This window comes from Pseudomonas sp. MF6751 (assembly GCF_016613265.1).
GTDB classification, from domain to species: domain Bacteria; phylum Pseudomonadota; class Gammaproteobacteria; order Pseudomonadales; family Pseudomonadaceae; genus Aquipseudomonas; species Aquipseudomonas fluorescens_BV.
Genome location: NZ_JAENSV010000004.1, coordinates 167548 through 191590 on the forward strand (window position 1 = coordinate 167548; position 24043 = coordinate 191590).

At 61.5% G+C, this 24043-nt stretch carries 24 protein-coding genes; 14 read left to right on the forward strand and 10 right to left on the reverse strand.

What is annotated here, in order from left to right:
- Positions 1 to 25: 25 nt before the first annotated feature.
- The 6 genes from ptsP to JJD66_RS05625 form a co-directional block, all read right to left on the reverse strand.
- The gene (gene ptsP / locus JJD66_RS05600) at positions 26 to 2539 is read right to left on the reverse strand and encodes a phosphoenolpyruvate--protein phosphotransferase (protein WP_200647764.1); all 2514 of its coding nucleotides are present in this window, start codon (positions 2537 to 2539) and stop codon (positions 26 to 28) included.
- A gap of 30 nt (positions 2540 to 2569) precedes the next feature.
- Positions 2570 to 3592 (reverse strand): SIS domain-containing protein, encoded by a 1023-nt coding sequence (locus tag JJD66_RS05605; protein WP_200647735.1) that lies wholly within the window; start codon positions 3590 to 3592, stop codon positions 2570 to 2572.
- On the reverse strand, positions 3573 to 4679 hold the full coding sequence (gene nagA, locus JJD66_RS05610; RefSeq protein WP_200647736.1) for an N-acetylglucosamine-6-phosphate deacetylase: 1107 nt from the start codon (positions 4677 to 4679) through the stop codon (positions 3573 to 3575). The genes JJD66_RS05605 and nagA overlap by 20 nt, the downstream gene beginning before the upstream one ends.
- Before the next feature lie 22 nt (positions 4680 to 4701).
- Positions 4702 to 5448 (reverse strand): GntR family transcriptional regulator, encoded by a 747-nt coding sequence (locus tag JJD66_RS05615; protein ID WP_032895423.1) that lies wholly within the window; start codon positions 5446 to 5448, stop codon positions 4702 to 4704.
- A 262-nt stretch (positions 5449 to 5710) separates the two neighbouring features.
- A complete protein-coding gene (locus tag JJD66_RS05620) occupies positions 5711 to 6214 on the reverse strand; it encodes a L,D-transpeptidase family protein (protein ID WP_014719790.1) in 504 nt (167 codons plus the stop codon).
- A 36-nt stretch (positions 6215 to 6250) separates the two neighbouring features.
- Positions 6251 to 6799 carry an NUDIX hydrolase gene (locus JJD66_RS05625; RefSeq protein WP_105228318.1) on the reverse strand — a complete coding sequence of 183 codons (549 nt, stop codon included), beginning with the start codon at positions 6797 to 6799 and terminating at the stop codon, positions 6251 to 6253.
- A gap of 147 nt (positions 6800 to 6946) precedes the next feature.
- Between JJD66_RS05625 and JJD66_RS05630 the strand changes: the two genes are divergently transcribed.
- The 5 genes from JJD66_RS05630 to purT all read left to right on the forward strand — a co-directional run bounded on the left by JJD66_RS05630 (position 6947) and on the right by purT (position 10709).
- Positions 6947 to 7549: a CoA pyrophosphatase gene (locus JJD66_RS05630; protein ID WP_105228316.1), complete on the forward strand. Its 603-nt coding sequence runs from the start codon at positions 6947 to 6949 to the stop codon at positions 7547 to 7549.
- A gap of 35 nt (positions 7550 to 7584) precedes the next feature.
- On the forward strand, positions 7585 to 8109 hold the full coding sequence (locus JJD66_RS05635) for a gamma carbonic anhydrase family protein (protein ID WP_032895426.1): 525 nt from the start codon (positions 7585 to 7587) through the stop codon (positions 8107 to 8109).
- Positions 8106 to 8321 (forward strand): DUF1289 domain-containing protein, encoded by a 216-nt coding sequence (locus tag JJD66_RS05640; protein ID WP_105228314.1) that lies wholly within the window; start codon positions 8106 to 8108, stop codon positions 8319 to 8321. Before JJD66_RS05635 ends, JJD66_RS05640 begins: the two co-directional genes overlap by 4 nt.
- A gap of 668 nt (positions 8322 to 8989) precedes the next feature.
- Complete coding sequence (locus JJD66_RS05645) at positions 8990 to 9457, forward strand: preQ0 transporter (protein ID WP_003193971.1); 468 nt, start codon at positions 8990 to 8992, stop codon at positions 9455 to 9457.
- 70 nt (positions 9458 to 9527) lie between these two features.
- Complete coding sequence (gene purT, locus JJD66_RS05650; protein WP_200647737.1) at positions 9528 to 10709, forward strand: formate-dependent phosphoribosylglycinamide formyltransferase; 1182 nt, start codon at positions 9528 to 9530, stop codon at positions 10707 to 10709.
- 112 nt (positions 10710 to 10821) lie between these two features.
- On the opposite strand, the gene JJD66_RS05655 is transcribed toward purT, so the two are convergent.
- The 3 genes from JJD66_RS05655 to JJD66_RS05665 all read right to left on the reverse strand — a co-directional run bounded on the left by JJD66_RS05655 (position 10822) and on the right by JJD66_RS05665 (position 14561).
- Positions 10822 to 12132, reverse strand: coding sequence for an MFS transporter (locus tag JJD66_RS05655; protein ID WP_200647738.1), 1311 nt, complete (start codon positions 12130 to 12132; stop codon positions 10822 to 10824).
- Positions 12133 to 12497: 365 nt separating this feature from the next.
- A complete protein-coding gene (locus JJD66_RS05660) occupies positions 12498 to 13736 on the reverse strand; it encodes a transporter associated domain-containing protein (protein ID WP_105228310.1) in 1239 nt (412 codons plus the stop codon).
- Between the two features lie 12 nt (positions 13737 to 13748).
- Positions 13749 to 14561 carry a cytochrome C assembly family protein gene (locus JJD66_RS05665; protein ID WP_034115853.1) on the reverse strand — a complete coding sequence of 271 codons (813 nt, stop codon included), beginning with the start codon at positions 14559 to 14561 and terminating at the stop codon, positions 13749 to 13751.
- 232 nt (positions 14562 to 14793) lie between these two features.
- On the opposite strand from JJD66_RS05665, the gene ffh reads away from it, so the two are divergent.
- The 6 genes from ffh to JJD66_RS05695 all read left to right on the forward strand — a co-directional run bounded on the left by ffh (position 14794) and on the right by JJD66_RS05695 (position 18862).
- On the forward strand, positions 14794 to 16170 hold the full coding sequence (gene ffh, locus JJD66_RS05670; RefSeq protein WP_003193965.1) for a signal recognition particle protein: 1377 nt from the start codon (positions 14794 to 14796) through the stop codon (positions 16168 to 16170).
- Positions 16171 to 16421: 251 nt separating this feature from the next.
- A complete protein-coding gene (rpsP, locus tag JJD66_RS05675; protein ID WP_003175899.1) occupies positions 16422 to 16673 on the forward strand; it encodes a 30S ribosomal protein S16 in 252 nt (83 codons plus the stop codon).
- A 5-nt stretch (positions 16674 to 16678) separates the two neighbouring features.
- Positions 16679 to 17215 carry a ribosome maturation factor RimM gene (gene rimM, locus JJD66_RS05680; protein WP_003175898.1) on the forward strand — a complete coding sequence of 179 codons (537 nt, stop codon included), beginning with the start codon at positions 16679 to 16681 and terminating at the stop codon, positions 17213 to 17215.
- Positions 17197 to 17970 (forward strand): tRNA (guanosine(37)-N1)-methyltransferase TrmD, encoded by a 774-nt coding sequence (trmD, locus tag JJD66_RS05685; protein ID WP_153475158.1) that lies wholly within the window; start codon positions 17197 to 17199, stop codon positions 17968 to 17970. The genes rimM and trmD overlap by 19 nt, the downstream gene beginning before the upstream one ends.
- A gap of 45 nt (positions 17971 to 18015) precedes the next feature.
- Positions 18016 to 18366, forward strand: a complete 351-nt coding sequence (rplS, locus tag JJD66_RS05690) for a 50S ribosomal protein L19 (protein ID WP_003175895.1) — start codon at positions 18016 to 18018, stop codon at positions 18364 to 18366.
- A gap of 82 nt (positions 18367 to 18448) precedes the next feature.
- Positions 18449 to 18862: an acyl-CoA thioesterase gene (locus JJD66_RS05695; protein WP_003193963.1), complete on the forward strand. Its 414-nt coding sequence runs from the start codon at positions 18449 to 18451 to the stop codon at positions 18860 to 18862.
- On the opposite strand, the gene JJD66_RS05700 is transcribed toward JJD66_RS05695, so the two are convergent.
- Positions 18863 to 20671 (reverse strand): cation:proton antiporter, encoded by a 1809-nt coding sequence (locus JJD66_RS05700; protein WP_200647739.1) that lies wholly within the window; start codon positions 20669 to 20671, stop codon positions 18863 to 18865.
- 107 nt (positions 20672 to 20778) lie between these two features.
- On the opposite strand from JJD66_RS05700, the gene xerD reads away from it, so the two are divergent.
- The 3 genes from xerD to JJD66_RS05715 all read left to right on the forward strand — a co-directional run bounded on the left by xerD (position 20779) and on the right by JJD66_RS05715 (position 23988).
- Positions 20779 to 21675 (forward strand): site-specific tyrosine recombinase XerD, encoded by an 897-nt coding sequence (gene xerD, locus JJD66_RS05705; protein WP_020301360.1) that lies wholly within the window; start codon positions 20779 to 20781, stop codon positions 21673 to 21675.
- Positions 21676 to 21823: 148 nt separating this feature from the next.
- On the forward strand, positions 21824 to 22555 hold the full coding sequence (locus JJD66_RS05710) for a thioredoxin fold domain-containing protein (RefSeq protein ID WP_005791088.1): 732 nt from the start codon (positions 21824 to 21826) through the stop codon (positions 22553 to 22555).
- A gap of 128 nt (positions 22556 to 22683) precedes the next feature.
- On the forward strand, positions 22684 to 23988 hold the full coding sequence (locus tag JJD66_RS05715; RefSeq protein ID WP_200647740.1) for a homoserine dehydrogenase: 1305 nt from the start codon (positions 22684 to 22686) through the stop codon (positions 23986 to 23988).
- Positions 23989 to 24043 lie beyond the last annotated feature (55 nt).

The window sequence follows — 24043 nt, forward strand, 5'->3', positions numbered from 1 at the left end:
GCGTGTCTCCCTATTCTTGTTGTTTTCAGCTCAGCGGCCAGTGGTGTTGACAGGCTTGGCGAACGGCCTTGGCGCTGCTCAGGTTGAGCAGTTCCTGGCTCAGATGCCGGCATTGCGCCGCGTCCAGATGGCGAACGCGGTCCTTGATCTCTCCGATCTGCGGCGGGCTCACCGACAGCTCGGTGACGCCCAGGCCGACCAGTACCGGCGTGGCCAGCGGGTCAGAGGCCAACGCACCGCACACGCCGACCCAACGCCCGTGTTTCGCCGCACCGGCGCAGGTTTGCGCGATCAGCCGCAGCAAGGCCGGGTGCAGCGCATCGACGCGCGCGGCCAGGCCTGCGTGGTCGCGGTCCATGGCCAGGGTGTACTGGGACAGGTCATTGGTGCCGATGGACAAAAAGTCCGCATGTTCGGCCAGCTGTTCAGCCATCAGCGCAGCGGCGGGCACTTCGATCATCACCCCCAGTTCGGGGCGCTGGCTCAAACCCAACTCGGCGCACAGTTCATCCAGGCGCTGGCGAATCTGCAGCAGTTCATCCACCTCGCTGACCATCGGCAACAGGATGCGGCAACGCGCCAGCGGCGAGACTAGCAACAGGGCACGCAGTTGCTGGTCGAGCAGTTCCGGACGCACCTGGGCCATGCGAATACCGCGCAGGCCCAACACCGGGTTGGCCTCGATTGGCAGCGGCAAATAGTCGAGCTGCTTGTCGCCGCCCACGTCGATGGTGCGGATGATCACCGACTTGTCGCCCATGGCATCCAATACGGCCTGATAAGCCTGGCGCTGTTCCTGCTCATCCGGCGCGGTACGGCGGTCGACGAAAAGGAATTCGGTGCGCAGCAGGCCGACGCCATCGGCACCGTTTTCAAACGCCACCTGGGCCTCGCTGCTGGAAGCAACATTGGCGGCGATTTCAATGCTCACACCGTCGCGGGTACGTGCCGGTTGTTGCGCCTGGGCCTGCTGTTGCTGGCGACGCAGTTTTTGCGCGTCGCGTATCTGGTGCACTTCAGCATGGCGCGCATCGGTAGGGGCCAGTTCCAGGCGGCCATTGATGGCGTCCAGCACCACGCGTTGGCCCTGAGGCACATCCAGTACCTCGGCACCGAGTGCGACCACGCAGGGCAAGCCTTTACCTCGGGCAAGAATCGCGACGTGGGATGTGGCGCCGCCTTCGGCCATGCAGATACCGGCGGCCTGCTGTTCACTCAGTTGCAGCAAGTCTGACGGGGTCAGTTCATGGGCGCTGACAATCGAGCCGGCGGGTAACTCAAAGTGCCAGGCCTCACCCAGCAAGGCCCGCAATACGCGTTGTTGCAGGTCGCGCAGGTCGTTGGCGCGCTCGGCAAACAACGGCTTGCCCAACGCCAACAGCACGGCGCACTGGGCCTGGATCGCATCACGCCAGGCGTGAGTGGCAGCGCTGCCGTGGGCGATGGCGTCGGTGGCCGCTTCCAGCAGCGCCGGGTCTTCGAGCAGTGCAAGGTGAGCGGCGAAGATGTCTTCTTCCTCGACATTCTTGCGTTGGCGGGCATGGTCGAGGGTGCTACGGATTTCGTCACGCACCTGCTCCAGTGCCGTGTCGAGGCGCTGCTGTTGTTCGTCGGCGCTATGGTCGCCGGTGTCTTCGGGCAGCTCGATGCCGGACAGGCGGAACAGTGGCCCGCACACCAGGCCGGGCGCTGCACAAACGCCTTGCAGTACATCGGCTTCCACACTGGCGCGACGTGGCGCAGCAGTGGCTACCGGGGCGTGATGGGCTTCGCTGACCGCCACGGATAGCGCTGCGACCAGCCCTTGCAACGCCGCCTCTGCGTCTTGGCCACGGCAACTCACCCGCACTTCGTCGCCTTCGCCGATGCCCAGGCCCATCAAGCCAATCAGGCTGTCGCACGACGCCGATTTGTCAGCGAAGTGCAGGTGCGACTGGCTGCTGAAACCCTGGGCGGTCTTGCGGATCAGGGCGGCAGGGCGGGCATGCAAACCGCCTCGATGGGTAATGCGTACGCTGGCGCTGGCCTCGAAGCTGGAGTTATCCACAGCTGCTTGGGCGGTGGCGGTGGTGCGCGCAGCAATCTGCAACAACGGCTCACCGATCTTGACCGTCTTCAGCGCCACGGGCGTCAGCTCAAAGCGGTCACTGTTGGTCAGGATGATCAGGCTCACCAGGCTCTTGCACTGGCGCGCGATGCGGTCCAGATCAAACTGCACTAACGGCTGACCCTCGCTCACCCGTGCGCCGTCCTTCACCAGCAAGGCAAAGCCTTCGCCATTGAGCTCCACGGTGTCGATGCCCACATGCATCAGTACTTCGGCACCGTTATCAGCGCGGATGGTCAGGGCGTGCCCGGTGCGCGCGACGTGGATGATCACGCCGTCACAGGGTGCCTGCAGGCAATCGTTCAACGGGTCGATAGCGATACCGTCGCCCATGGCGCCGCTGGCGAACACTTCGTCGGGGACGCGGTTCAGGGCCAGCACCGGCCCACTCAAGGGGGCGCTGAAGGTCAATGGATTATTGTTGTTGGGCATGGGCACGGTACTCATCAGGAAAACGCCGCTTTAGTGCGTGCGGGTGACTTTGCTCAGGTGGCGCGGCTGGTCCGGGTCCATGCCCCGTGCCTGCGCCAGGCCGGCGGCCATCACGTAGAAGCTCTGGATCGCCAGGATCGGGTCCAGGCTCGGGTGTTCGGCGCGGCTCAGCGTCAGGTCGCGTTCGGCGATATCGTCCGGCGCAGCCAGCAACACGCGAGCACCGCGTTGGCGCATATCGGCGGCCAGGCTCAACAGGCCGGCCTGCTCGGCGCCGCGTGGGGCGAACACCAGTAGGGGGTAGTTTTCGTCGATCAAGGCCATCGGCCCGTGGCGCACTTCGGCGCTGCTGAAGGCTTCGGCCTGGATCGCCGAGGTTTCCTTGAGCTTGAGCGCGGCTTCCTGGGCGATGGCAAACCCGGCGCCACGGCCGATCACCATCAAGCGCTGGCTGCCTTTGAGGGCGTCGACGGCCAGGCGCCAATCCTGTCTGGCGGCGTCACGCAGGCCCTCGGGCAAGGCCTGACAGGCTTGCAGCAAGTCGGCTTCTTGATTCCAGTGGCCGATCAACTGCACACTGGCGCTGAGGGTGGCGATAAAGCTCTTGGTGGCGGCCACACTGAGTTCCGGCCCGGCGCACAGCGGCACATGAAATTCACACGCGGCTTCCAGCGGTGAGTCTTCGGCATTGACCAGAGAGATGCTCAAGGCACCACGCTTGCGCAACAAGCGCAGACTGTTGACCAAGTCCGGGCTCTGCCCCGATTGGGAGAAACCAAACGCCACCTGGCCGCTGACTTTCATCGGCGCCTGCAACAGGGTCACCACTGACATCGGCAGCGACGCCACCGGAATGCCCACGTGTTGCATGGCCAGGTAGGCGAAGTAACTGGCGGCGTGGTCGGAGCTGCCGCGGGCGATGGTCATCGCCACTTGCGGCGGCTGGCGGCGCAGGCGGCCGGCGACTTCTTCCAGCATCGGGTCCAGGCGTTGCAGTTGGGCCGCGACGGCGTCGCAGGAGGCAAGGGCCTCTTCAAGCATTTTTGAAGTCAATGGTTTCTCCTTCGACCATTACGTCGGTGAGTGTCAGGGAGCGGTCCAGACGCACGCAGTCGGCAAAGCTGCCCGGTTGCAGGCGGCCGCGTTCTTCCAGGCCCAGGTAGTCCGCAGGAAATTGCGACAGGCGTTGTGAGGCTTCGCTGATGGGCAGGCCGATTTTCACCAGGTTGCGCAGCGCCTGGTCCATGGTCAGGGTGCTGCCGGCCAGGGTGCCGTCGGCCAGGCGCACGCCGCCCAGGCATTTGGTCACGGTGTGGCTGCCCAGCTTGTATTCGCCATCGGGCATACCGGCGGCGGCGGTGGAATCGGTCACGCAGTACAGGCACGGGATCGAGCGCAACGCCACGCGCATGGCGCCGGGGTGCACATGCAGCAAGTCCGGGATCAACTCGGCGTACTGGGCGTGGGCCAGCGCGGCGCCGACGATGCCGGGTTCGCGGTGATGCAGCGGGCTCATGGCGTTGTACAAATGGGTGAAACTGGTGGCGCCAGCGGCCAGGGCGGCAACGCCTTCTTCATAGCTGCCCAGGGTATGGCCGATCTGCATGCGCACGCCGCGTTGGCTGAGGGCGCGAATCAGGCCGTCGTGGCCGGCGATTTCCGGGGCGATGGTGATCACCCGGATCGGCGCCAGGCGCAGGTAGGCTTCCACTTCCTGCATCAACGCGGTGTGGGCGAAGTTGGGTTGGGCGCCGAGTTTGCCGGGGTTAATGTAGGGCCCTTCCAAATGCACGCCCAGCACCCGCGCACTGCCCACGGGGCGTTGTTCCCAGAAACTGCCCAGTTCACCGAGCACGCGGGAGATTTCTTCCACCGGTGCCGTCATGGTGGTGGCCAGCAGCGAGGTGGTGCCGAAACGTACGTGGGTACGGGTGATAGTCTCGAAGGCACCCGCACCTTCCATGATGTCCGCGCCGCCACCGCCGTGTACGTGCAGGTCTATAAAGCCCGGCAACAGGTAGGGCAGGTCGTTGTCGGCCGGGTCGCACGGCGTGCCGTCAATGGCGACAACCTTGCCGTGCTCATGCACCAGGCGACCACGCATCCAGCCGCTGGGCGTGAGGATATTGTCTTCAGTCATGGGCAGTTCTCTAAGTTCGCATTCAGGCGGAGTAGTCATGGCGGCGCAGCTCTGCGACGAAGTCGTAGTAGTCGTTGCGGCAATAGGTGTCGGTGATCTCAATCGGCGTGTTGTCGGCGGTGTAGCCCACGCGGGTCATCAGCAGCATGGCGGTGCCGGGGGCGATGCCGACCAGCGCGGCGAACTCATCCGAGGCATTGATCGCCTGGATATGCTGCAAGGCGCGCACGATGGGCTTGCCGATGCTTTCCAAGTATTCGTACAACGAATTGCCGATGGCCTGGGGATGGGGCAGCACCGAGGCCGGCATGGCGGTCATTTCAATCGCCATCACCGTGTCGTCGGCTTTGCGCAGGCGCTTGAGGCGCGCCACTTTGTCGGTGGGCGAGAGGCCCAGGCGGATCAGTTCTTCATGGGTTGGCGGGGTGATGTCGCGCTCCAGCCACTGGGACGTGGGCACAAACCCCTTGAGCCGCAGCATCTCGCTGAACCCCGACAGGCGCGACAAGGGTTGTTCCAGGCGCGGCGTAATGAAAGTGCCGGAGCCTTGGCTGCGACGGATCAGCCCTTGAGCCAGCAACACTTCCAGCGCTTTACGGGCGGTGACCCGCGAGATGCTCAACTGCTCGCTGAGGGCGCGTTCCGAAGGCAGGGCCTGCTCGGATTTCCACTGGCCGGCATGGATTGCTGCTTCAAGGCTGCGGGCCAGTTGCAGGTACAGCGGCGTGGACTGCTTGTCGTCGGGGCGCAGGGCCAGGATGGGATTCATCTGTCAGGTTTCCGATGCGTTATTGGAGTGTTGTCGCCCGGTAATGGCCGAAAACTAATACCACTTAAATACCATGTCAATGCTACCAAAACGGTGCAAATCCCGGTTTTAGGGCGCTTTAATGGGGCTTGGTATCAAGTGGTATTAGAGAGGTCTTTATTGCGCGCACAAGTGCAGGGTCCCGCGCGGTGAACTGGTATTCACCGGCGGGTGCTGCCTGGGGCAGGAATTATTTTCGAATTATTTTACGAACGGCACGCGATTACGGCCGAATCTCGATGAGGGTGCCGTCTTTGACCAGGTTCCACACTTCGCGCATATCCACATTGCGCATGCCGATGCAGCCGTCGGTCCAGTCCAGGGTGTGGAACCACTGTTCCGGGTAGTCTTCGGTGTCGGGGGTGCCGTGGATCATGATCATGCTGCCCGGCTTTACGCCTTCGCGGCGGGCACGGGCGGCGTCGCTGATATTGGGATAGGAGATGTGCATGGCCAGGTTGAAGCGGTCGCTGGTCTTGCGCCAGTCGATCCAGTAGAGGCCTTCGGGCGTGCGGCGGTCACCTTCGATCAGCTTGTGGCCCTTGGGGTTCTTGCCCAGGGAAATGCGATAGGTCTTGAACGGCTTGCCGTCGTTGATCAGCTGCAACTGGTGGGCGGACTTGAGCACCAGGACTTTCTCGACCGTTTTACCACCAAGGGTTTGCACCGTGGAGGCCGGGGACAGCGTGGCGAACGACAGGCAGATCAGAGCAAGCAACCAACGCATTGAAACGGTATCCCTTTGGCGACATTGGCCGGCTTGTTATTGGGCGGGCTTGGACAGCGGTGGCACAGATTCGCTACGTACCGGGTACGCCTGTTGGCGACGGTCAGCGAAGAAACATTCTAAGGTACGCCCGACCGTGCGGAAAGCCAGCTCGGACCAAGGGATATCGGCTTCGTCGAACAGCCTCACTTCCAGGCTCTCCTGGCCAGCGGCGAAGTCCAGGTCGATCAGTTCGGCGCGGTAGAAGACATGCACCTGGCTGATGTGCGGCACGTTGATCAGGGTATAGAGGCTCAGGTTGCGCACCCGGGCGCAGGCTTCCTCCAGGGTTTCACGCATGGCGGCCTGCTCGACGGTTTCGCCGTTTTCCATAAAGCCTGCGGGCAGGGTCCAGTAACCCAGGCGTGGCTCGATGGCGCGGCGGCACAGCAGCACTTGGTCGCCCCATACCGGCACGGTACCGGCGACGATATTGGGATTCTGGTAATGAATGGTCGAGCAGTGGTCGCATACATAGCGCAGGCGTGCGTCGCCTTCGGGAATGCGTTGGGTTACCGGTTTGCCGCACTGGCTGCAGAAATTCATGCTGGGGTTCCTGGACAATGGGCACATCTTGGCTCGGTGCCGGGCGTTCCTGCAAGTTGTCGTTTCGCGACAGCGCTGCGGTTTTGGGGTTGGGCGCTCGCACGCTTTGGTGCATGATGCAAGGTAGCCAACAGACCGAGATGACTCATGCTGGACGAGCTACTTCGCCGGGTAAGCAACCACACCCCCCACACCCTGGAAACCGACGGGCGTTTCCCCGAGGCTGCGGTGCTGGTGCCGGTTACCCGCAGTGACGAACCCGAGCTGATCCTGACCCTGCGCGCCAGCGGCCTGTCGACCCACGGTGGCGAAGTGGCCTTTCCCGGCGGGCGCCGCGACCCCGAAGACCCGGACCTGATCTTTACCGCCTTGCGCGAAGCCGAAGAAGAAATCGGCCTGCCGCCGGGGCTGGTTGAAGTCATCGGCCCGTTGAGCCCGCTGATTTCCCTGCACGGCATCCGCGTAACGCCGTATGTGGGCGTGATCCCCGATTACGTCGAATACCTGGCCAACGACGCCGAGATTGCCGCCGTTTTCAGTGTGCCTTTGGACTTTTTCCGACAGGACCCGCGCGAACATACCCACCGCATTGATTACCAGGGCCGTAGTTGGTACGTGCCAAGCTACAGGTTCGGCGAATACAAAATCTGGGGGCTGACAGCGATCATGATCGTCGAGCTGATCAACCTGCTCTATGACGATGCCAAAATCAGCCTGCACCAGCCGCCCAAGAGCTTCATCAATCTATAAGCCATCGTTCAAATGGCATGCCGTGAGGAAAAACCATGAAATACCGCCTGGGCGACGCCCGCGTCGAGACCCATCCCCACAGTTGGGTTGCACCGAATGCCACGCTGGTGGGCAAGGTCAAGCTGGAGGAGGGCGCCAACGTCTGGTTCAACGCGGTGTTGCGTGGCGATAACGAGCTGATCCTGATCGGCAAGAACAGCAACGTGCAGGACGGCAGCGTGATGCACACCGACATGGGTTACCCGCTGACCCTCGGCACCGGCGTGACCATTGGTCATAACGCGATGCTGCACGGCTGCACCGTCGACGATTACAGCTTGATCGGCATCAACGCAGTGATCCTCAATGGCGCCAAGATCGGCAAGCACTGCATCATCGGCGCCAACTCGCTGATCGGTGAGGGCAAGGAAATTCCCGATGGCTCGCTGGTCATGGGCTCGCCAGGCAAAGTGGTGCGTGAGCTGACCGAGGCGCAAAAGCGCATGCTCGAAGCCAGCGCCGCGCACTATGTGCATAACTCGCAGCGTTATGCCCGTGACCTGGCTGAGCAGCAGGAATGAGCACGATTGAACGACCGGTCGCCTCGCCCTGCGTCAGCATTTGTGCGCTGGATGATGACGATATCTGCACCGGCTGCCAGCGCAATGTGGATGAGATTACGCGCTGGAGCCGCATGGACAACGCCGAGCGCCGGGTGGTGCTGGGGTTGTGCCATGAGCGGGCGGTGGCGAGTGGGATGGTGTGGATGACCCCTGGGAAATCTGGCGCCTGACAGGCCTTATAGCAGGCAAGCCAGCTCCCACCCTTGATGTGTGAGTACCTTCAAATGTGGGAGCTGGCTTGCCTGCGATGAGCATAGGTATCTACATAACTCTGTTAGCTCAACGGTAACCACGATGCGAAGCGAGCCGCTCTTGATCTTGATCTGCTTTTGATCTTAGGCGCCCCGTTAAACCACGCTGGCCGGAATTCGACAGGGATTTGGGGGGTAAACCGGCAGGGATGCCGGTTTAGCCGCCCCGCGCCATGGATGGCGCGGGGCGGCGGCCCCCCAAATCACTGGCGGATTACGGGCACACCGAGCCTAAGCGAGGTGCCGAGTGGTGGGGCAAGAGCGTTTTGCTTACTTTGCCGCTTTTGCAAAGTGAGCCGCCGTCAGGGCGGAACCCTAAGTGGCCGTTACCGCAGGAATGGATATGTACACGGTCCAACTGTGTTGACTGTCAGGCCGTCTTCGCAGGCAAGCCAGCTCCCACATTGGATCGCAGGGCATCAGTTATATCTGTGTCGGCTGCCAGGCCGTCACGGGAGCAAGCTCCCTCGCCACAGATTTAGCGTCGTGCCGAAGTTGTGTAGATACCTATGCTGCGATGAGGCCCTGCCAGACGACCTCCTTGTAATTGTGTACCCTGTGCGGCATTGCCCACAGGTCCATCCTCCATGTTTTTCCTGATCGCCTACATCAGCAGCGTCGTGCTGATCAACTTCGCCTTTTCCACCGCCCCGCACCTGGACGTCATCTGGTCCGCCTGGGGTGGCCTGGTATTTATCCTGCGCGACATGGTGCAAACCCGCTTCGGCCATGGCGCAATCATCGCCATGCTCGCGGCGCTGGTGCTCTCCTATATCACCTCCGACCCGTCCATCGCCCTGGCCAGCGCTACGGCGTTCGCCGTGTCCGAGTGCATCGACTGGCTGGTGTTCAGCATCACCAAGCGCCCGCTGCATGACCGCCTGTGGATAAGTTCGGCGCTGAGCATTCCCCTCGATACCTTTATCTTTTTCGGCCTGATCGGCGCACTGACGCCGGCGGTGGCGGGCACGGCGTTGGTGTCCAAGTTCGCGGGTGTCACCGTGGTCTGGCTGATCATGGCCTGGCGTATTCGCCGGCGGGCTGTCGCCAACTGAGGCCAATTTTTACAGTTCATGTAAAATGCCCGCCTTTCTTCCCCATGATCCGCTCCCCTGAGGACCTGAGATGACCCGAATCGGAACTCCATTGTCGCCAACCGCGACCCGCGTTTTGCTGTGTGGCTGCGGTGAGCTGGGCAAGGAAGTGGTAATCGAACTGCAACGCCTGGGCGTTGAAGTGATTGCCGTGGATCGCTACGCCAACGCGCCGGCCATGCAGGTGGCGCACCGTAGCCATGTGATCAGCATGCTCGACGGCGCGGCGCTGCGTGCGGTCATCGAGGCGGAGAAGCCGCACTTTATCGTGCCGGAAATCGAAGCCATCGCCACCGCCACCCTGGTGGAACTGGAGGCCGAAGGCTTTACCGTCATCCCGACCGCCCGTGCCACTTCGCTGACCATGAACCGTGAAGGCATTCGTCGCCTGGCCGCCGAAGAACTGGACCTGCCGACCTCGCCGTACCACTTCGCCGATACCTTCGAAGACTACAGCAAGGCCGTCCAGGACCTGGGTTTCCCTTGCGTGGTCAAGCCGGTGATGAGTTCGTCGGGCAAGGGCCAGAGCCTGTTGCGCAGCGCCGATGACGTGCAGAAAGCCTGGGATTACGCCCAGGAAGGCGGGCGTGCCGGCAAGGGCCGGGTGATCATCGAAGGCTTTATCGACTTCGACTACGAAATCACCCTGCTGACCGTGCGCCACATCGGCGGTACCACGTTCTGCGCGCCGGTGGGCCATCGCCAGGAGAAGGGCGACTATCAGGAGTCCTGGCAGCCGCAGGCCATGAGCCCGATTGCCCTGGCAGAGTCCGAGCGTGTTGCCAAAGCCGTGACCGAAGCCTTGGGTGGCCGTGGCTTGTTTGGCGTGGAATTGTTCATCAAGGGCGATCAAGTGTGGTTCAGCGAAGTGTCGCCGCGCCCCCATGACACTGGCCTGGTGACCCTGATTTCCCAGGATCTGTCGCAGTTTGCCTTGCACGCGCGCGCCATTCTCGGCCTGCCGATCCCATTGATCCGTCAGTTCGGGCCTTCGGCGTCGGCGGTGATCCTGGTGGAAGGGCAATCCACCCAGACTGCATTCGCCAACCTCGGCGCCGCGCTGAGCGAGCCGGATACAGCGTTGCGTCTGTTTGGCAAACCTGAAGTGAACGGCCAGCGTCGCATGGGCGTGGCACTGGCGCGGGATGAGTCGATTGAAGCGGCTCGGGCCAAGGCGACCCGTGCTTCCCAAGCAGTTGTTGTAGAGCTCTAAAACCCCGTCGCGTCTATCGCAGGCAAGCCAGCTCCCACATTTGATTGGGTTCACATATTTTGATGTGAGTGCTTTCTAATGTGGGAGCTGGCTTGCCTGCGATAGCGGTCTATCAGGCGACCTTGTTCAAGTCGTTATCCCGCGTCTCTTTCAGGCACAGCACCGCAATCAAACTCAGCAACGCGGCCGCCGATACATATCCTCCGACATAACTCAAACCACCCATCGCCACCAGCTTGGTCGCGAAGAACGGCGCCGCCGAGGCCCCCACGATCCCACCCAAGTTATAGGCGGCCGATGCGCCGGTATAACGCACGCGGGTCGGGAACAATTCCGGCAGCAGGGCGCCCATCGGTGCGAAGGTCACGCCCATCAAAAACAGCTCCAACGACAGAAACAGCGCCACGGCCCAGGTCGAGCCATGGGTCAGCAGCGGCTCCATGGTAAAGCCCGACAGAATCGCCAGGACCGCGCCGACAATCAGCACCGGCTTGCGCCCGTAGCGATCACTGGCCAGGGCGGCCAGCGGTGTCGCCAGCCCCATGAACAGCACCGCGAAACACAGCAGGCCGAGGAAGGTTTCACGGCTGTAGCCCAAGGTGGAAACGCCGTAGCTCAACGAAAACGCCGTGGTGATATAGAACAGCGCATAGCACACCACCATCGACGCGGCGCCCAGCAGTACCGGCAGCCAATGCTGGCTGAACAGTTCCACCAGCGGCACTTTCACTGGTTTTTCCTTGGCCACTGCATTGGCGAACACCGGCGTCTCATGCAACTTGAGGCGTGCATACAGGCCCACCATCACCAGTGCGGCGCTGAGGATAAACGGAATGCGCCAGCCCCAGCTGCGAAATTGCTCGTCATTCAGGCTCATGGCCAAAATCAGGAACAAGCCGTTGGCCGCCAGGAAGCCTATCGACGGGCCCAGTTGCGGGAACATGCCGAACCAGGCGCGCTTGCCCTTGGGGGCATTCTCGGTCGCCAGCAAGGCCGCGCCGCCCCATTCCCCACCCAGGCCGAGGCCTTGGCCGAAACGCAAGACACACAAGAGAATCGGCGCCCAGGCACCGATGCTGTCGTAGCCCGGCAGCAAGCCGATCAAGGTGGTACATACACCCATCAGTAGCAGCGAAGCCACCAGGGTTGATTTACGGCCGATACGGTCGCCGAAGTGGCCGAACAACGCCGACCCCAACGGGCGGGCGATAAAGGCGATGCCGAAGGTCAGGAACGACGCCAGCATCTGCGCGGTGCCGGAGGTCTGTGGGAAGAACACCGGGCCGATCACCAGGGCGGCAGCCGTGGCGTAGATGTAGAAATCGTAGAACTCAATGGCGGTGCCGACGATGCTCGCGGTGGCGACGCGGGCGGTCGAGTTGGCAGGTGCGGCGCTCGCAGCCTCTTGGTAGGTGGTGCTCATGACGTTATCCCTGACGGTTATTGCGCGTTTGGACGCGGATTATTATTGGTCGAACACCCATGGATCAGGGCTGTGCGCGGGGCGGCTCGGGATGGGAGCAAACACCGGTCGGACATGGTAAGGCGGTGCCAGGACACGCTGGGTGCGGATAGCACGCGGTCGGGCGGGGCTTGGGTAAGCCGCAGGGATTATAGGAAGGGGGCTAAGGATCCAACAAGGGGCTGGTGAGGATCTATGGCCTGGAACTGGATCAATGTGGGAGCTGGCTTGCCTGCGATAGCATCACCTCGGTTCGACTGAAGGACCGAGACGCCTGCATCGCAGGCAAGCCAGCTCCCACATTGACCGGGTTGAGCCTGCTGAGGTCAGGCGGCCACCGGCACACGGCTGGTATGCCAGATCAACACCTTGCTCACCCGGTTGTCCTCGGTCTCGAGGATTTCCAGGCGATAGCGGCCGACTTTCAGGCATACCGCGCAATCGGGAATGGTTTCCAGCGCCTCGGTCACCAGGCCGTTGAGGGTCTTGGGGCCGTCGCTGGGCAGGTGCCAGCCCAGGCTCTTGTTCAGTTCACGGATCGAGGCAGCACCGTCGATGATGTAGCGACCATCGGGCTGGGCTTCGATATGCGGGTTATCCAGCGCCTGATCGCTTTCGAACTCGCCGACGATCTCTTCCAGAATATCTTCCAGGGTGACGATGCCCAGCACTTCACCATACTCGTCCACCACCATGCCCAGGCGCCGCTGCTGTTTGTGGAAATTCAGCAGTTGCAGCTGCAACGGCGTGCTTTCCGGCACGAAGTAAGGCTCGTGGCAGGCGGCGAGCAGGGCCTCTTTGGTCAGGCTGGCGTCGGGCAGCAGGTGTTGGATCTGCCGGGTATTGAGCACGGCCTGCACCTGGTTGATGTCGCTGTGGAACACGGGCAGGCGGGTGCGCGGCGAGGTGCGCAACTGTTCGATGATGTCTTCTATCGACTCATCAAGGTTGATGCCGTCCACTTCGCTGCGCGGCACCAGGATGTCGTTGACCGTGATGTTGTCCAGGGCATGGATACCGGGCAGGCCGGGAATGCGGTCGGCGTCGGTGTCGGGCTGTGGGTCGTCATCATGGTCGGGCAGGGGCTCGTCGCTGTTTTTCACCACGCCGGATTTGCGCGCAAACGGGCGCAATAACAGCTGGCTGATGCCATTGAGCAGCCAGGCCAGCGGGTAAAGGATTTTCAGCGGCACGCCCAGCAATGTATTGCCAAAGCCCAGCACTGCTTGGGGGTGACGGGTAGCCAGGGTGCGAGGCAGGTAGTCGGCCAGCACCAGCAGCCCTGCGCAGGAAATCAGCCAGCCTAGCCAGGGCCCGTTCTCTGCCCAGGCATAGATCGCCAGCAGGGTGCAGAGAATCACCACGGCGGCGCGGCACAGGCTGTTGCACAGGATCAGGCTATGGCGCGGGAAGCTCAGGCGTGCGGCCGCCTTGTCGCCCTGGCGTGTGCCAGGGCGTAGCGCCAGCAGGTGTTGTTGCGCGGCTTCAATGGCGGTAAACAGTGCTGCCCATAGAATCAGCAGGGCAATTACGGCGAGCATCGGCCCTAAGGGCAAGTTGTCCATGATCACTGCCCGTCAGATATGCAGGATGTATTCGCGAACCAGCTTGCTGCCGAAATAGGCCAGCATCAACAGGCAGAAACCGGCCAGGGTCCAGCGGATGGCCTTGTGCCCACGCCAGCCGAGGCGGTTGCGTCCCCACAGCAGCACGCTGAACACGACCCAGGCCAGGCACGCCAGCAAGGTTTTATGGACCAGGTGCTGGGCAAACAGGTTTTCGACGAACAGCCAGCCGGAGATCAGCGACAGCGACAGCAGGGTCCAGCCGGCCCACAGGAACCCGAACAGCAGGCTTTCCATGGTTTGCAGCGGCGGGAAGTTCTTGATCAGCCCGGACGGATGCTTGTGCTTGAGCTGGTGATCCTGCAGCAGCAGGAGCAGGGCCTGGAACACCGCGATGGTGAACATGCCGTAGGCGAGGATCGACAGCAGGATGTGGGCGAGGATGCCCGGCTCCTCGTCGATCACCTGTACGGTGCCGGTGGGGGTGAACTGCGCCAGCAGCACCGTGAGCATTCCCAGGGGGAATAGCAGCACCAGCAGGTTCTCCACCGGAATCCGGTAGCAGGCCAGCAGCGTCAGCGCGATGACGGCCGCGGCGATCAGGCTGGCGGCGCTGAAAAAGTCCAGGCCCAGGCCGACCGGGGTCATCAGGTGGGTGAACAGGCTGGCGGCATGGGCCAGCAGAGCCAGCACGCCAAGGCCGACGAGCAGACGTTTGTCCGCTTTGGTGCCTTGGGCCAGACGAGTGCCCTGATAGAGAGTCGCAGCGGCATATAAAATGGCGGCGGCGAGGCTGGGTAGCAAACTGGGTGACAAGGGGAGCATAAATCCTGGTAGGCAAGCCCGAAAGGCGTTGAGTTTGGCACACACCTGCGCTGCAAGAAAGACTCCCGGGCCAGACAGCGGGTGTGCATGGGCGCAGTCTTCGCTATAATCCGCGACCTGCCCATGCCGCAGGCTCGCCGAGCGCTGTGATTAATAGCGATTTGCCAGAGCCTGGGCCGCCATTACCTCGGTCTACCTGCATTTCGATGAGTAGGGCCTGAAAGGATCGCGCATGTTTGAAAACTTGACTGACCGTCTCTCGCAGACGCTGCGCCACGTTACCGGCAAGGCCAAGCTGACCGAGGACAATATTAAAGACACCCTGCGTGAAGTGCGCATGGCGTTGCTGGAAGCCGACGTGGCCTTGCCAGTGGTGAAGGACTTCGTCAACTCGGTCAAGGAGCGTGCGGTCGGCACCGAAGTGTCCCGCAGCCTGACCCCGGGCCAGGCCTTTGTGAAGATCGTCCAGGCCGAACTCGAGAGCCTGATGGGCGCGGCCAACGAAGACTTGAACCTCAGTGCCGTGCCGCCAGCCGTCGTGCTGATGGCGGGCCTGCAAGGTGCGGGTAAAACCACCACCGCCGGCAAACTGGCGCGCTTCCTTAAAGAGCGCAAGAAGAAATCCGTGATGGTGGTATCGGCCGACGTGTACCGTCCGGCGGCCATCAAGCAGTTGGAAATGCTCGCGGGCGAAGTGGGCGTGACCTTCTTCCCGTCCGACCTGAGCCAGAAGCCGGTCGACATCGCCAACGCGGCTATTAAAGAAGCCAAGCTCAAGTTCATCGACGTGGTCATCGTCGATACCGCCGGTCGCCTGCACATCGACGAAGAGATGATGGGCGAGATCAAGGCGCTGCATGCCGCGATCAACCCGGTCGAGACCCTGTTCGTGGTCGACGCCATGACCGGCCAGGATGCGGCCAACACCGCCAAGGCTTTTGGTGACGCACTGCCGCTGACCGGCGTGATCCTCACCAAGGTCGACGGCGACGCCCGTGGCGGTGCCGCGCTGTCGGTACGTGCCATTACTGGCAAGCCGATCAAGTTCATCGGTATGGGCGAGAAGAGCGAAGCGCTCGAGCCGTTCCACCCTGAGCGTATCGCCTCGCGCATCCTCGGCATGGGTGACGTGCTCAGCCTGATCGAGCAGGCCGAAGCCACGCTCGACAAGGACAAGGCCGACAAACTGGCCAAGAAGCTGAAGAAGGGCAAGGGCTTCGATCTCGAAGACTTCCGCGACCAGCTGCAACAGATGAAGAACATGGGCGGCCTCGGCGGCCTGATGGACAAGCTGCCCAACATCGGCGGTGTGAACCTGGCGCAAATGGGCAACGCCCAGGGCGCGGCAGAGAAACAGTTCAAGCAGATGGAAGCCATCATCAATTCCATGACCCCGGCCGAGCGCCGCGACCCTGAGCTGATCAGCGGTTCGCGCAAACGCCGGATCGCCATGGGTTCCGGCACCCAGGTGCAGGACATCGGTCGCTTGATCAAGCAGCACAAGCAGATGCAGAAGATGATGAAGAAGTTCTCCGCCAAGGGCGGTATGGCCAAGATGATGCGCGGCATGGGTGGTATGTTGCCCGGCGGCGGCATGCCTAAAATGTAAAGTATTCGAGTGGGAGCCCAGCTCCCGCTCCGACCCACAGGGATGTGGGATCTCCAGCAAACCCGCCGTTGGCGGGCGCTGACTCGCCGTTTTAACCGACGGCTCTATAGCAGATCTGAATGGCACGCTGATAGGCGCCAGAAAAAGACATTTGCAAAAGTCCGGATATTCCTTAGAATATGCGGCCTTTCGGGCACCTATGCCCGCTGTGCATTTAGATTTGCAGCACCGACTACAGGAACGATGTTCACATGCTAACAATCCGTCTTGCCCTTGGCGGCTCCAAAAAGCGCCCGTTTTACCACTTGACCGTAACCGACAGCCGCAACCCGCGTGACGGTTCGCACAAGGAACAGGTTGGTTTCTTCAACCCTGTTGCTCGTGGTCAAGAAGTTCGTCTGTCCGTGAACCAAGAGCGCGTAGCCTACTGGCTGAGCGTTGGCGCACAGCCATCCGAGCGCGTTGCAAAACTGTTGAAGGACTCGGCTAAGGCCGCAGCCTGAGCAATATGAACGCGACGCCAGCTGTTGCTGATGATTTGATCGTTATCGGCAAGATTTATTCTGTTCATGGCGTTCGCGGCGAAGTGAAGGTGTATTCCTTTACTGATCCGACTGAAAACCTGTTGCAGTACAAAACCTGGACGCTCAAGCGCGAAGGGAGTGTGAAACAGGTCGAGCTGGTCAGTGGACGCGGGAGCGACAAGTTCCTGGTCGCAAAGCTCAAGGGTCTTGATGATCGTGAAGAAGCTCGTCTTCTGGCCGGTTATGAGATCTGCGTGCCGCGCAACCTGTTCCCTGAATTGACCGACGGCGAGTACTACTGGTACCAGCTGGAAGGTCTGAAGGTTATTGATCAACTCGGGCAATTGCTGGGGAAAATCGATCATCTTCTGGAAACCGGCGCCAATGATGTAATGGTGGTCAAGCCTTGCGCTGGCAGCCTGGATGACCGTGAACGCCTATTGCCCTATACCGAGCAATGCGTGTTGGCCGTCGACTTGGCAGCGGGCGAGATGAAGGTGGAATGGGACGCGGACTTCTAAGCGTGGCTAATTTGCGCATTGAAGTGATCAGTTTGTTTCCCGAGATGTTTTCCGCCATCAGCGAGTACGGCATCACCAGTCGGGCGGTGAAACAGGGGCTGTTGCAGCTCACTTGTTGGAACCCGCGAGACTACACGACGGATCGACATCACACTGTGGACGATCGCCCATTTGGCGGTGGCCCGGGCATGGTGATGAAGATCAAGCCCCTGGAAGACGCGTTGGTTCAGGCCAAGGCAGCTGCCGGGGAGAAGGCGAAGGTAATTTACCTGTCCCCTCAAGGCCGTCAGCTGAAACAGGCGGCGGTACGCGAACTGGCGAATGAGGAAAGTTTGATCCTGATTGCCGGTCGCTATGAAGGCATTGACGAGCGTTTTATTGAAGCTCATGTCGATGAAGAGTGGTCGATTGGGGACTATGTCCTGTCTGGCGGCGAGCTGCCGGCGATGGTCCTGATAGATGCGGTTACACGACTGCTGCCCGGAGCTTTAGGGCATGCGGACTCCGCGGAGGAAGATTCCTTCACGGATGGTTTGCTGGATTGCCCGCACTACACCCGTCCGGAGGTGTATGTGGATCAGCGTGTTCCCGACGTATTGCTAAGTGGCAATCACGCACACATCCGGCGTTGGCGTTTACAGCAGTCCCTTGGTCGGACCTATGAACGACGCGCCGATCTTCTGGAAAGCCGCTCGCTTTCTGGAGAAGAGAAGAAGCTGCTCGAGGAATACATCCTCGCGCGGGACGATAGTTAACAACGTATCGATGGTAGGTCCATTGACTTACCTTAGGAGCACAGCATGACTAACAAAATCATCCTTGCACTCGAAGCAGAGCAGATGACCAAAGAGATCCCTACCTTTGCCCCGGGCGACACTATTGTCGTTCAGGTGAAAGTGAAGGAAGGCGACCGTTCGCGTCTGCAAGCGTTCGAAGGCGTAGTAATCGCCAAGCGTAACCGTGGTGTGAACAGTGCTTTCACTGTTCGTAAAATCTCCAACGGTGTTGGCGTAGAGCGTACTTTCCAGACCTACAGCCCGCAGATCGACAGCATGGCCGTCAAGCGTCGCGGTGACGTACGTAAAGCCAAGCTGTACTACCTGCGTGACCTGTCCGGTAAAGCAGCTCGCATCAAGGAAAAACTGGCTTAAGTCCAGCTTCCCGATGCAGAAAAAAGCAGCCTACGGGCTGCTTTTTTGTGCCTGAAATTTGCCTATCTGCCGGTATTGACCCATGACCACCCGCCTCGAAGAAATCCAGCGCCGCACCGACCTGTCCGTCACGCACGTGACCAAGGCCGTGTTCCCGCCCACCACCAACCACCACAACACCCTGTTCGGCGGCACCGCCCTGGCATGGATGGACGAAGTGTCGTTCATCACCGCCACGCGTTTCTGTCGCTTGCCTTTGGTGACAGTCTCCACCGACCGTATCGACTTCAACCACGCGATCCCGGCCGGCTCTATCGTTGAGCTGATCGGTCGGGTGATCAAGGTCGGCAACACCAGCCTCAAGGTCGAGGTTGAAGTGTTCGTCGAGAGCATGAGCGCTGATGGCCGTGAAAAGGCGATCCAGGGCGTGTTCAGCTTCGTCGCGATTGACGCAGATAAACGCCCTGTCCCGGTACTGCCTGGCTTTGTTGACTGATTAATCGGTGGTGCTGGCCTGCGGTTGAATGACCGCCAGCAAGGTCCAGCCCGCTACAGGCTTCAAATTGCTCTCGGGCGAGACCACGTGCACCCAGCCGCTGGTGTCCCGGGCAAACAGCAAGGTGGCGCGCTCCCCGTGCAACGCCTGGTACTGCTCCCAGCCAAAGCCGTCGGTGAGGCTGGTGCTGTACAGCTCGGCGCCTTGGCCCAGCAGGCTGGCCAACTTGGTGTAGCTCAAGGGTTGGCTGCCCAGCAAGTGCCCGCGATGTTCGTGGCTGGCCTTGTGTTTGTCGGTGCGGCGGTTTTCCTGGCTGCTGGCCAGGGCGAACAGGCGATGGCCGAAGTCATGGCGAAAACGCATGGTGGCCAAGGCATTCAGTTCGCCAGAAGGCGAGAGCGCGAGCAGATGCCCCAGGCCGACCAGGTCCAGATGGGACTCGGCATGCTGGGAGGCCGGGTTGCCGAAGTACGTAGGCAAGCCTTCCATACGACTGGCGCGGATGTTTTCCCAGCTGGAATCCGTCAGTAACACGCGGCTGCCCAATTGCTGCAACGCCTTGCCGAGTGCCCGCGCCGGGCCGTTCGCACCCACGATCAGGAAGCCGCTGGGCGCCGGCTCGGCGACTTTCAGCAGGCGGGCCAAGGGGCGTGCCGTGGCGCTTTGCAGCACCACGGTGCCGATGATCACCGCGAAGGTTAGCGGAACGAGCAACAACGCGCCTTCGTGGCCAGCCTCATCCAGACGGATCGCAAAGATCGCTGACACCGCCGCCGCCACAATGCCCCGTGGGGCGATCCAGGCCAGCAGTGCGCGCTCGCGCCAGTTCAACCCCGAGCCAAAGGTCGAAAGCGCCACGTTCAACGGGCGTGCAATGAATTGGATGATCAACAGCAGGATCAACACGAACGGGCCCAGGGCGATCATGGCGTTCAGGTCCAGGCGCGCCGCCAGTAGGATGAACAGCCCGGAAATCAGCAACACGCTGAGGTTTTCCTTGAAGTGCAGGATGTGCCGTACATCCACGCCTTTCATGTTTGCCATCCACATGCCCATCAGCGTGACCGCCAGCAGGCCGGACTCATGCATCACCTGGTTGGAAGCGATGAAGATACCCAGCACGCCCGCCAGCGTGGCCAGGTTATGCAGGTATTCCGGCAACCACTGGCGGCGCATGATCTGGCCCAGTACCCAACCACCGGCGATGCCGAACAGGCTGCCGCAGAGGATGACGCCGCCGAAGGTCAGCAGGCTGTGGCTCAAACCATCGCCCGACGCACTGGCGATGATGAAGCTATACACCACTACCGCCAGCAGTGCGCCAATCGGGTCGATGACGATGCCTTCCCAGCGCAGGATATTGGCGATGGAGGCTTTGGGGCGTACCACACGCAGCATGGGCACAATCACCGTTGGGCCGGTGACCAGTGTCAGGGTGCCGAACAGAAGCGCCAGCATCCAGTCGAAGCCCAGCAGCCAGTGGGTGGCCAGGGTGATCACCGCCCAGGTCGAGAGGGCGCCGACGGTGACCAGCCGGTGGACGACGCTGCCGATTTCCTTCCATTCCGACAGGTGCAGTGTCAGGCTGCCCTCAAACAGGATCAGCGCCACTGCCAGCGACACCAATGGCATCAACAGAGGGCCGAACATTTCCTGCGGGTCGAGCCATCCGAGTATCGGCCCTGCCAGAATCCCGCTCAGCAGGAGAAACAGAATCGCTGGCAGTTTCAGGCGCCAGGCCAGCCACTGGCAGCCGAGTGCGGCCACGCCAATGCCGCCAAAAGCCAACAAAATCTGTTGTTCGTTCATTAAAGCTTCCTGTTCCTTGAAATAGCGGGCTATGAAAGACTAATGGCTCTTGTCACAGTTCCTTAAATAATACGCGTATTGCCTTGTGCTAAGTCGCTTGAGTGCCCATGCCTGCCATTGACCATCCCCTGATCGACCGCTTCCTCGACGCCCTCTGGTTGGAAAAAGGCCTGTCGGACAACACACGCCAGGCGTACCGCAGCGACCTGGCGCTGTTCAACGGCTGGCTGCAGGAGAAAAACCTCGAACTGATCAATGCCGGGCGCGAGTTGATCCTCGATCACCTGGCCTGGCGCCTTGAGCAGAACTACAAACCGCGCTCCACTGCGCGATTCCTCTCCGGCGTGCGTGGCTTTTATCGCTACCTGCTGCGGGAAAAACTCATTGCCGTCGACCCGACCCTGCAAATCGACATGCCGCAACTCGGCAGGCCGTTGCCCAAATCCTTGTCGGAAGCCGACGTCGATGCCCTGCTCGCGGCCCCGGACCTGAGCGAGGCCATCGGCCAGCGCGACCGTGCCATGCTGGAGGTGCTGTATGCCTGCGGCCTACGCGTGACCGAACTGATCAGCCTGACCCTGGAGCAGGTCAACCTGCGCCAGGGCGTGTTGCGCGTGATGGGCAAGGGCAGCAAGGAGCGGCTGGTGCCGATGGGCGAGGAAGCGATTGTGTGGGTCGAGCGCTACATGCGCGATGCGCGCCACGAACTGCTGGGTGGGCGCCCCAGCGACGTGCTGTTTCCCAGCCAGCGCGGCGAGCAGATGACCCGCCAGACCTTCTGGCACCGCATCAAGCACCAGGCCAAAGTGGCCGGGATCGGCAAGGCGCTGTCGCCCCACACCTTGCGCCATGCGTTCGCCACCCACTTGCTCAACCACGGTGCGGATTTGCGCGTGGTGCAAATGCTGCTTGGGCACAGCGACTTATCCACAACCCAGATCTACACCCATGTGGCACGCGCACGTTTGCAGGACATGCACGCCAAGCACCACCCGCGCGGATAAAACCGTCAGAAATGGCCCATTTTAGCTGTCGCGGTCTGCCCTCCCGCCCAACTGTGGTAGGCTTTGCCGGTTCGCGAAGGGGACGGCACCCGTTGTGTTTCAGATCAGTATTCTGCTCCCGTCCCTGCCTCTGCCTTCAGGAGTTCCCATGCGCTTGACCCAGATTATTGCCGCCGCAGCCATTGCGTTGGTTTCCACCTTTGCGGTTGCCGATGATGCGGCCGAGCAGACCATTCGCAAGAGCCTGGCCAACCTGGCGCTCGACACCCCGATCGAAAGCATCAGCGCCAGCCCCATGGCCGGCCTGTATGAAGTCAAGCTCAAGGGCAGCCGTGTGCTGTACGCCAGTGCCGATGGCCAGTACATCGTCCAGGGCTACCTGTTCCAGCTCAAGGATGGCAAGCCGGTCAACCTGACCGAGAAGGCCGAGCGTCTGGGCGTGTCGAAGCTGATCAACGGCATCCCGGTGGCTGAAACCGTGGTTTACCCGGCCATTGGCGAAACCAAGACTCATATCACTGTGTTCACCGACACCACCTGCCCGTACTGCCACAAGCTGCACGCTGAAATCCCGGCACTGAACAAGCTGGGCGTGGAAGTGCGCTACGTCGCCTTCCCGCGCCAGGGCCTGGGTTCGCCGGGTGACGAGCAGTTGCAGGCGGTGTGGTGCTCGGCCGACAAGAAAGCGGCCATGGACAAGATGGTCGACGGCAAGGAAATCAAATCGGCCAAATGCGCCAACCCGGTTTCCAAGCAGTTCGCCCTGGGCCAGTCCATTGGTGTGAACGGTACACCGGCCATCGTTTTGGCCGACGGCCAGGTGATTCCGGGCTACCAGCCGGCGCCGCAAGTTGCCAAACTGGCACTGGGTGCCAAGTAAGCATTTATCGTTGAGCCTTTGACGATCATGGCCCGCCGAACCGTCGGCGAGTCATTAATTGAGAGCCGCAGTTGTGCGGCTGTTTTCACGGCCGACCTAGCGTCGGCCGTTTCATGGGGAGTTCTTCAGTGAAACCGGTCAAAGTAGGCATCTGTGGGTTAGGGACCGTCGGTGGCGGTACCTTCAACGTACTTCAGCGTAACGCTGAAGAAATTTCCCGCCGCGCAGGTCGCGGGATTGAAGTGGCGCAGATTGCCACGCGTTCGCCAAAGCCTCAGTTCGAAACGACCGGTATTGCGATTACCAACGATGTGTTCGCCGTGGCCACCAACCCTGAGATCGATATCGTTATCGAGCTGGTAGGCGGCTACACCGTGGCCCGCGAGCTGGTGCTCAAGGCCATCGAGAACGGCAAGCACGTGGTCACCGCCAACAAGGCGCTGATCGCCGTGCACGGCAACGAGATCTTCGCCAAGGCCCGCGAGAAGGGTGTGATCGTGGCGTTCGAAGCCGCGGTGGCCGGTGGTATCCCGGTGATCAAGGCGATCCGTGAAGGCCTGTCCGCCAACCGCATCAACTGGGTAGCCGGCATCATCAACGGCACCGGTAACTTCATCCTCACCGAAATGCGCGAGAAGGGCCGTACCTTCGAAGACGTGCTGGCCGAAGCCCAGGCCCTGGGCTATGCCGAAGCCGACCCGACGTTCGACGTGGAAGGCATCGACGCGGCCCATAAGCTGACCATCCTGGCGTCCATCGCCTTCGGTATCCCGCTGCAGTTCGACAAGGCTTACACCGAAGGCATCACCAAGCTGACCACCGGCGACGTCAACTACGCCGAAGCCCTGGGCTACCGTATCAAGCACCTGGGCGTGGCGCGCAGCACCCCGGCGGGCATCGAGTTGCGGGTTCACCCGACGCTGATCCCGGCCGACCGCCTGATCGCCAACGTCAATGGTGTGATGAACGCGGTGATGGTCAACGGCGACGCCGCCGGTTCTACCTTGTTCTACGGCGCCGGTGCCGGCATGGAGCCGACCGCGTCGTCGGTGATCGCCGACCTGGTGGACGTGGTTCGCGCCATGACCAGCGACCCGGAAAACCGCGTGCCGCACCTGGCCTTCCAGCCGGACTCGCTGTCGGCCCACCCGATCCTGCCGATCGAAGCCTGCGAAAGTGCCTACTACCTGCGCATCCAGGCCCAGGACCATCCAGGCGTGTTGGCCCAGGTGGCCAGCATCCTGTCGGAGCGCGGTATCAACATCGAATCGATCATGCAGAAGGAAGTCGAGGAGCAAAACGGCCAGGTGCCGATGATCCTGCTGACCCACCGCGTGCTCGAACAGCACATCAACGATGCCATCCATGCCCTCGAAGCCCTGCAAGGCGTGGTCGGCCCGGTGGTGCGCATTCGCGTCGAACACTTGAACTAACCGATTTGTTCCAGGGGCCCCGTCCATTCGGCGGCCCCTGTTCGAGAATGTTTTA

What these genes read in the sequence shown, in the direction of transcription:
- JJD66_RS05625 (WP_105228318.1), bottom strand. Translation starts at nt 6,799, where the DNA reads ATGAATTTCTGCAGCCAGTGCGGCAAACCGGTAACCCAACGCATTCCC.
- JJD66_RS05660 (WP_105228310.1), bottom strand. Translation starts at nt 13,736, where the DNA reads ATGGACAACTTGCCCTTAGGGCCGATGCTCGCCGTAATTGCCCTGCTG.
- JJD66_RS05645 (WP_003193971.1), top strand. Translation starts at nt 8,990, where the DNA reads ATGTTTTTCCTGATCGCCTACATCAGCAGCGTCGTGCTGATCAACTTC.
- JJD66_RS05620 (WP_014719790.1), bottom strand. Translation starts at nt 6,214, where the DNA reads ATGCGTTGGTTGCTTGCTCTGATCTGCCTGTCGTTCGCCACGCTGTCC.
- xerD (WP_020301360.1), top strand. Translation starts at nt 20,779, where the DNA reads ATGCCTGCCATTGACCATCCCCTGATCGACCGCTTCCTCGACGCCCTC.
- trmD (WP_153475158.1), top strand. Translation starts at nt 17,197, where the DNA reads ATGGGACGCGGACTTCTAAGCGTGGCTAATTTGCGCATTGAAGTGATC.
- JJD66_RS05665 (WP_034115853.1), bottom strand. Translation starts at nt 14,561, where the DNA reads ATGCTCCCCTTGTCACCCAGTTTGCTACCCAGCCTCGCCGCCGCCATT.
- ffh (WP_003193965.1), top strand. Translation starts at nt 14,794, where the DNA reads ATGTTTGAAAACTTGACTGACCGTCTCTCGCAGACGCTGCGCCACGTT.
- rpsP (WP_003175899.1), top strand. Translation starts at nt 16,422, where the DNA reads ATGCTAACAATCCGTCTTGCCCTTGGCGGCTCCAAAAAGCGCCCGTTT.
- rplS (WP_003175895.1), top strand. Translation starts at nt 18,016, where the DNA reads ATGACTAACAAAATCATCCTTGCACTCGAAGCAGAGCAGATGACCAAA.
- JJD66_RS05630 (WP_105228316.1), top strand. Translation starts at nt 6,947, where the DNA reads ATGCTGGACGAGCTACTTCGCCGGGTAAGCAACCACACCCCCCACACC.
- JJD66_RS05695 (WP_003193963.1), top strand. Translation starts at nt 18,449, where the DNA reads ATGACCACCCGCCTCGAAGAAATCCAGCGCCGCACCGACCTGTCCGTC.
- JJD66_RS05615 (WP_032895423.1), bottom strand. Translation starts at nt 5,448, where the DNA reads ATGAATCCCATCCTGGCCCTGCGCCCCGACGACAAGCAGTCCACGCCG.
- JJD66_RS05635 (WP_032895426.1), top strand. Translation starts at nt 7,585, where the DNA reads ATGAAATACCGCCTGGGCGACGCCCGCGTCGAGACCCATCCCCACAGT.
- purT (WP_200647737.1), top strand. Translation starts at nt 9,528, where the DNA reads ATGACCCGAATCGGAACTCCATTGTCGCCAACCGCGACCCGCGTTTTG.
- JJD66_RS05700 (WP_200647739.1), bottom strand. Translation starts at nt 20,671, where the DNA reads ATGAACGAACAACAGATTTTGTTGGCTTTTGGCGGCATTGGCGTGGCC.
- JJD66_RS05710 (WP_005791088.1), top strand. Translation starts at nt 21,824, where the DNA reads ATGCGCTTGACCCAGATTATTGCCGCCGCAGCCATTGCGTTGGTTTCC.
- JJD66_RS05655 (WP_200647738.1), bottom strand. Translation starts at nt 12,132, where the DNA reads ATGAGCACCACCTACCAAGAGGCTGCGAGCGCCGCACCTGCCAACTCG.
- ptsP (WP_200647764.1), bottom strand. Translation starts at nt 2,539, where the DNA reads ATGCCCAACAACAATAATCCATTGACCTTCAGCGCCCCCTTGAGTGGG.
- rimM (WP_003175898.1), top strand. Translation starts at nt 16,679, where the DNA reads ATGAACGCGACGCCAGCTGTTGCTGATGATTTGATCGTTATCGGCAAG.
- nagA (WP_200647736.1), bottom strand. Translation starts at nt 4,679, where the DNA reads ATGACTGAAGACAATATCCTCACGCCCAGCGGCTGGATGCGTGGTCGC.
- JJD66_RS05640 (WP_105228314.1), top strand. Translation starts at nt 8,106, where the DNA reads ATGAGCACGATTGAACGACCGGTCGCCTCGCCCTGCGTCAGCATTTGT.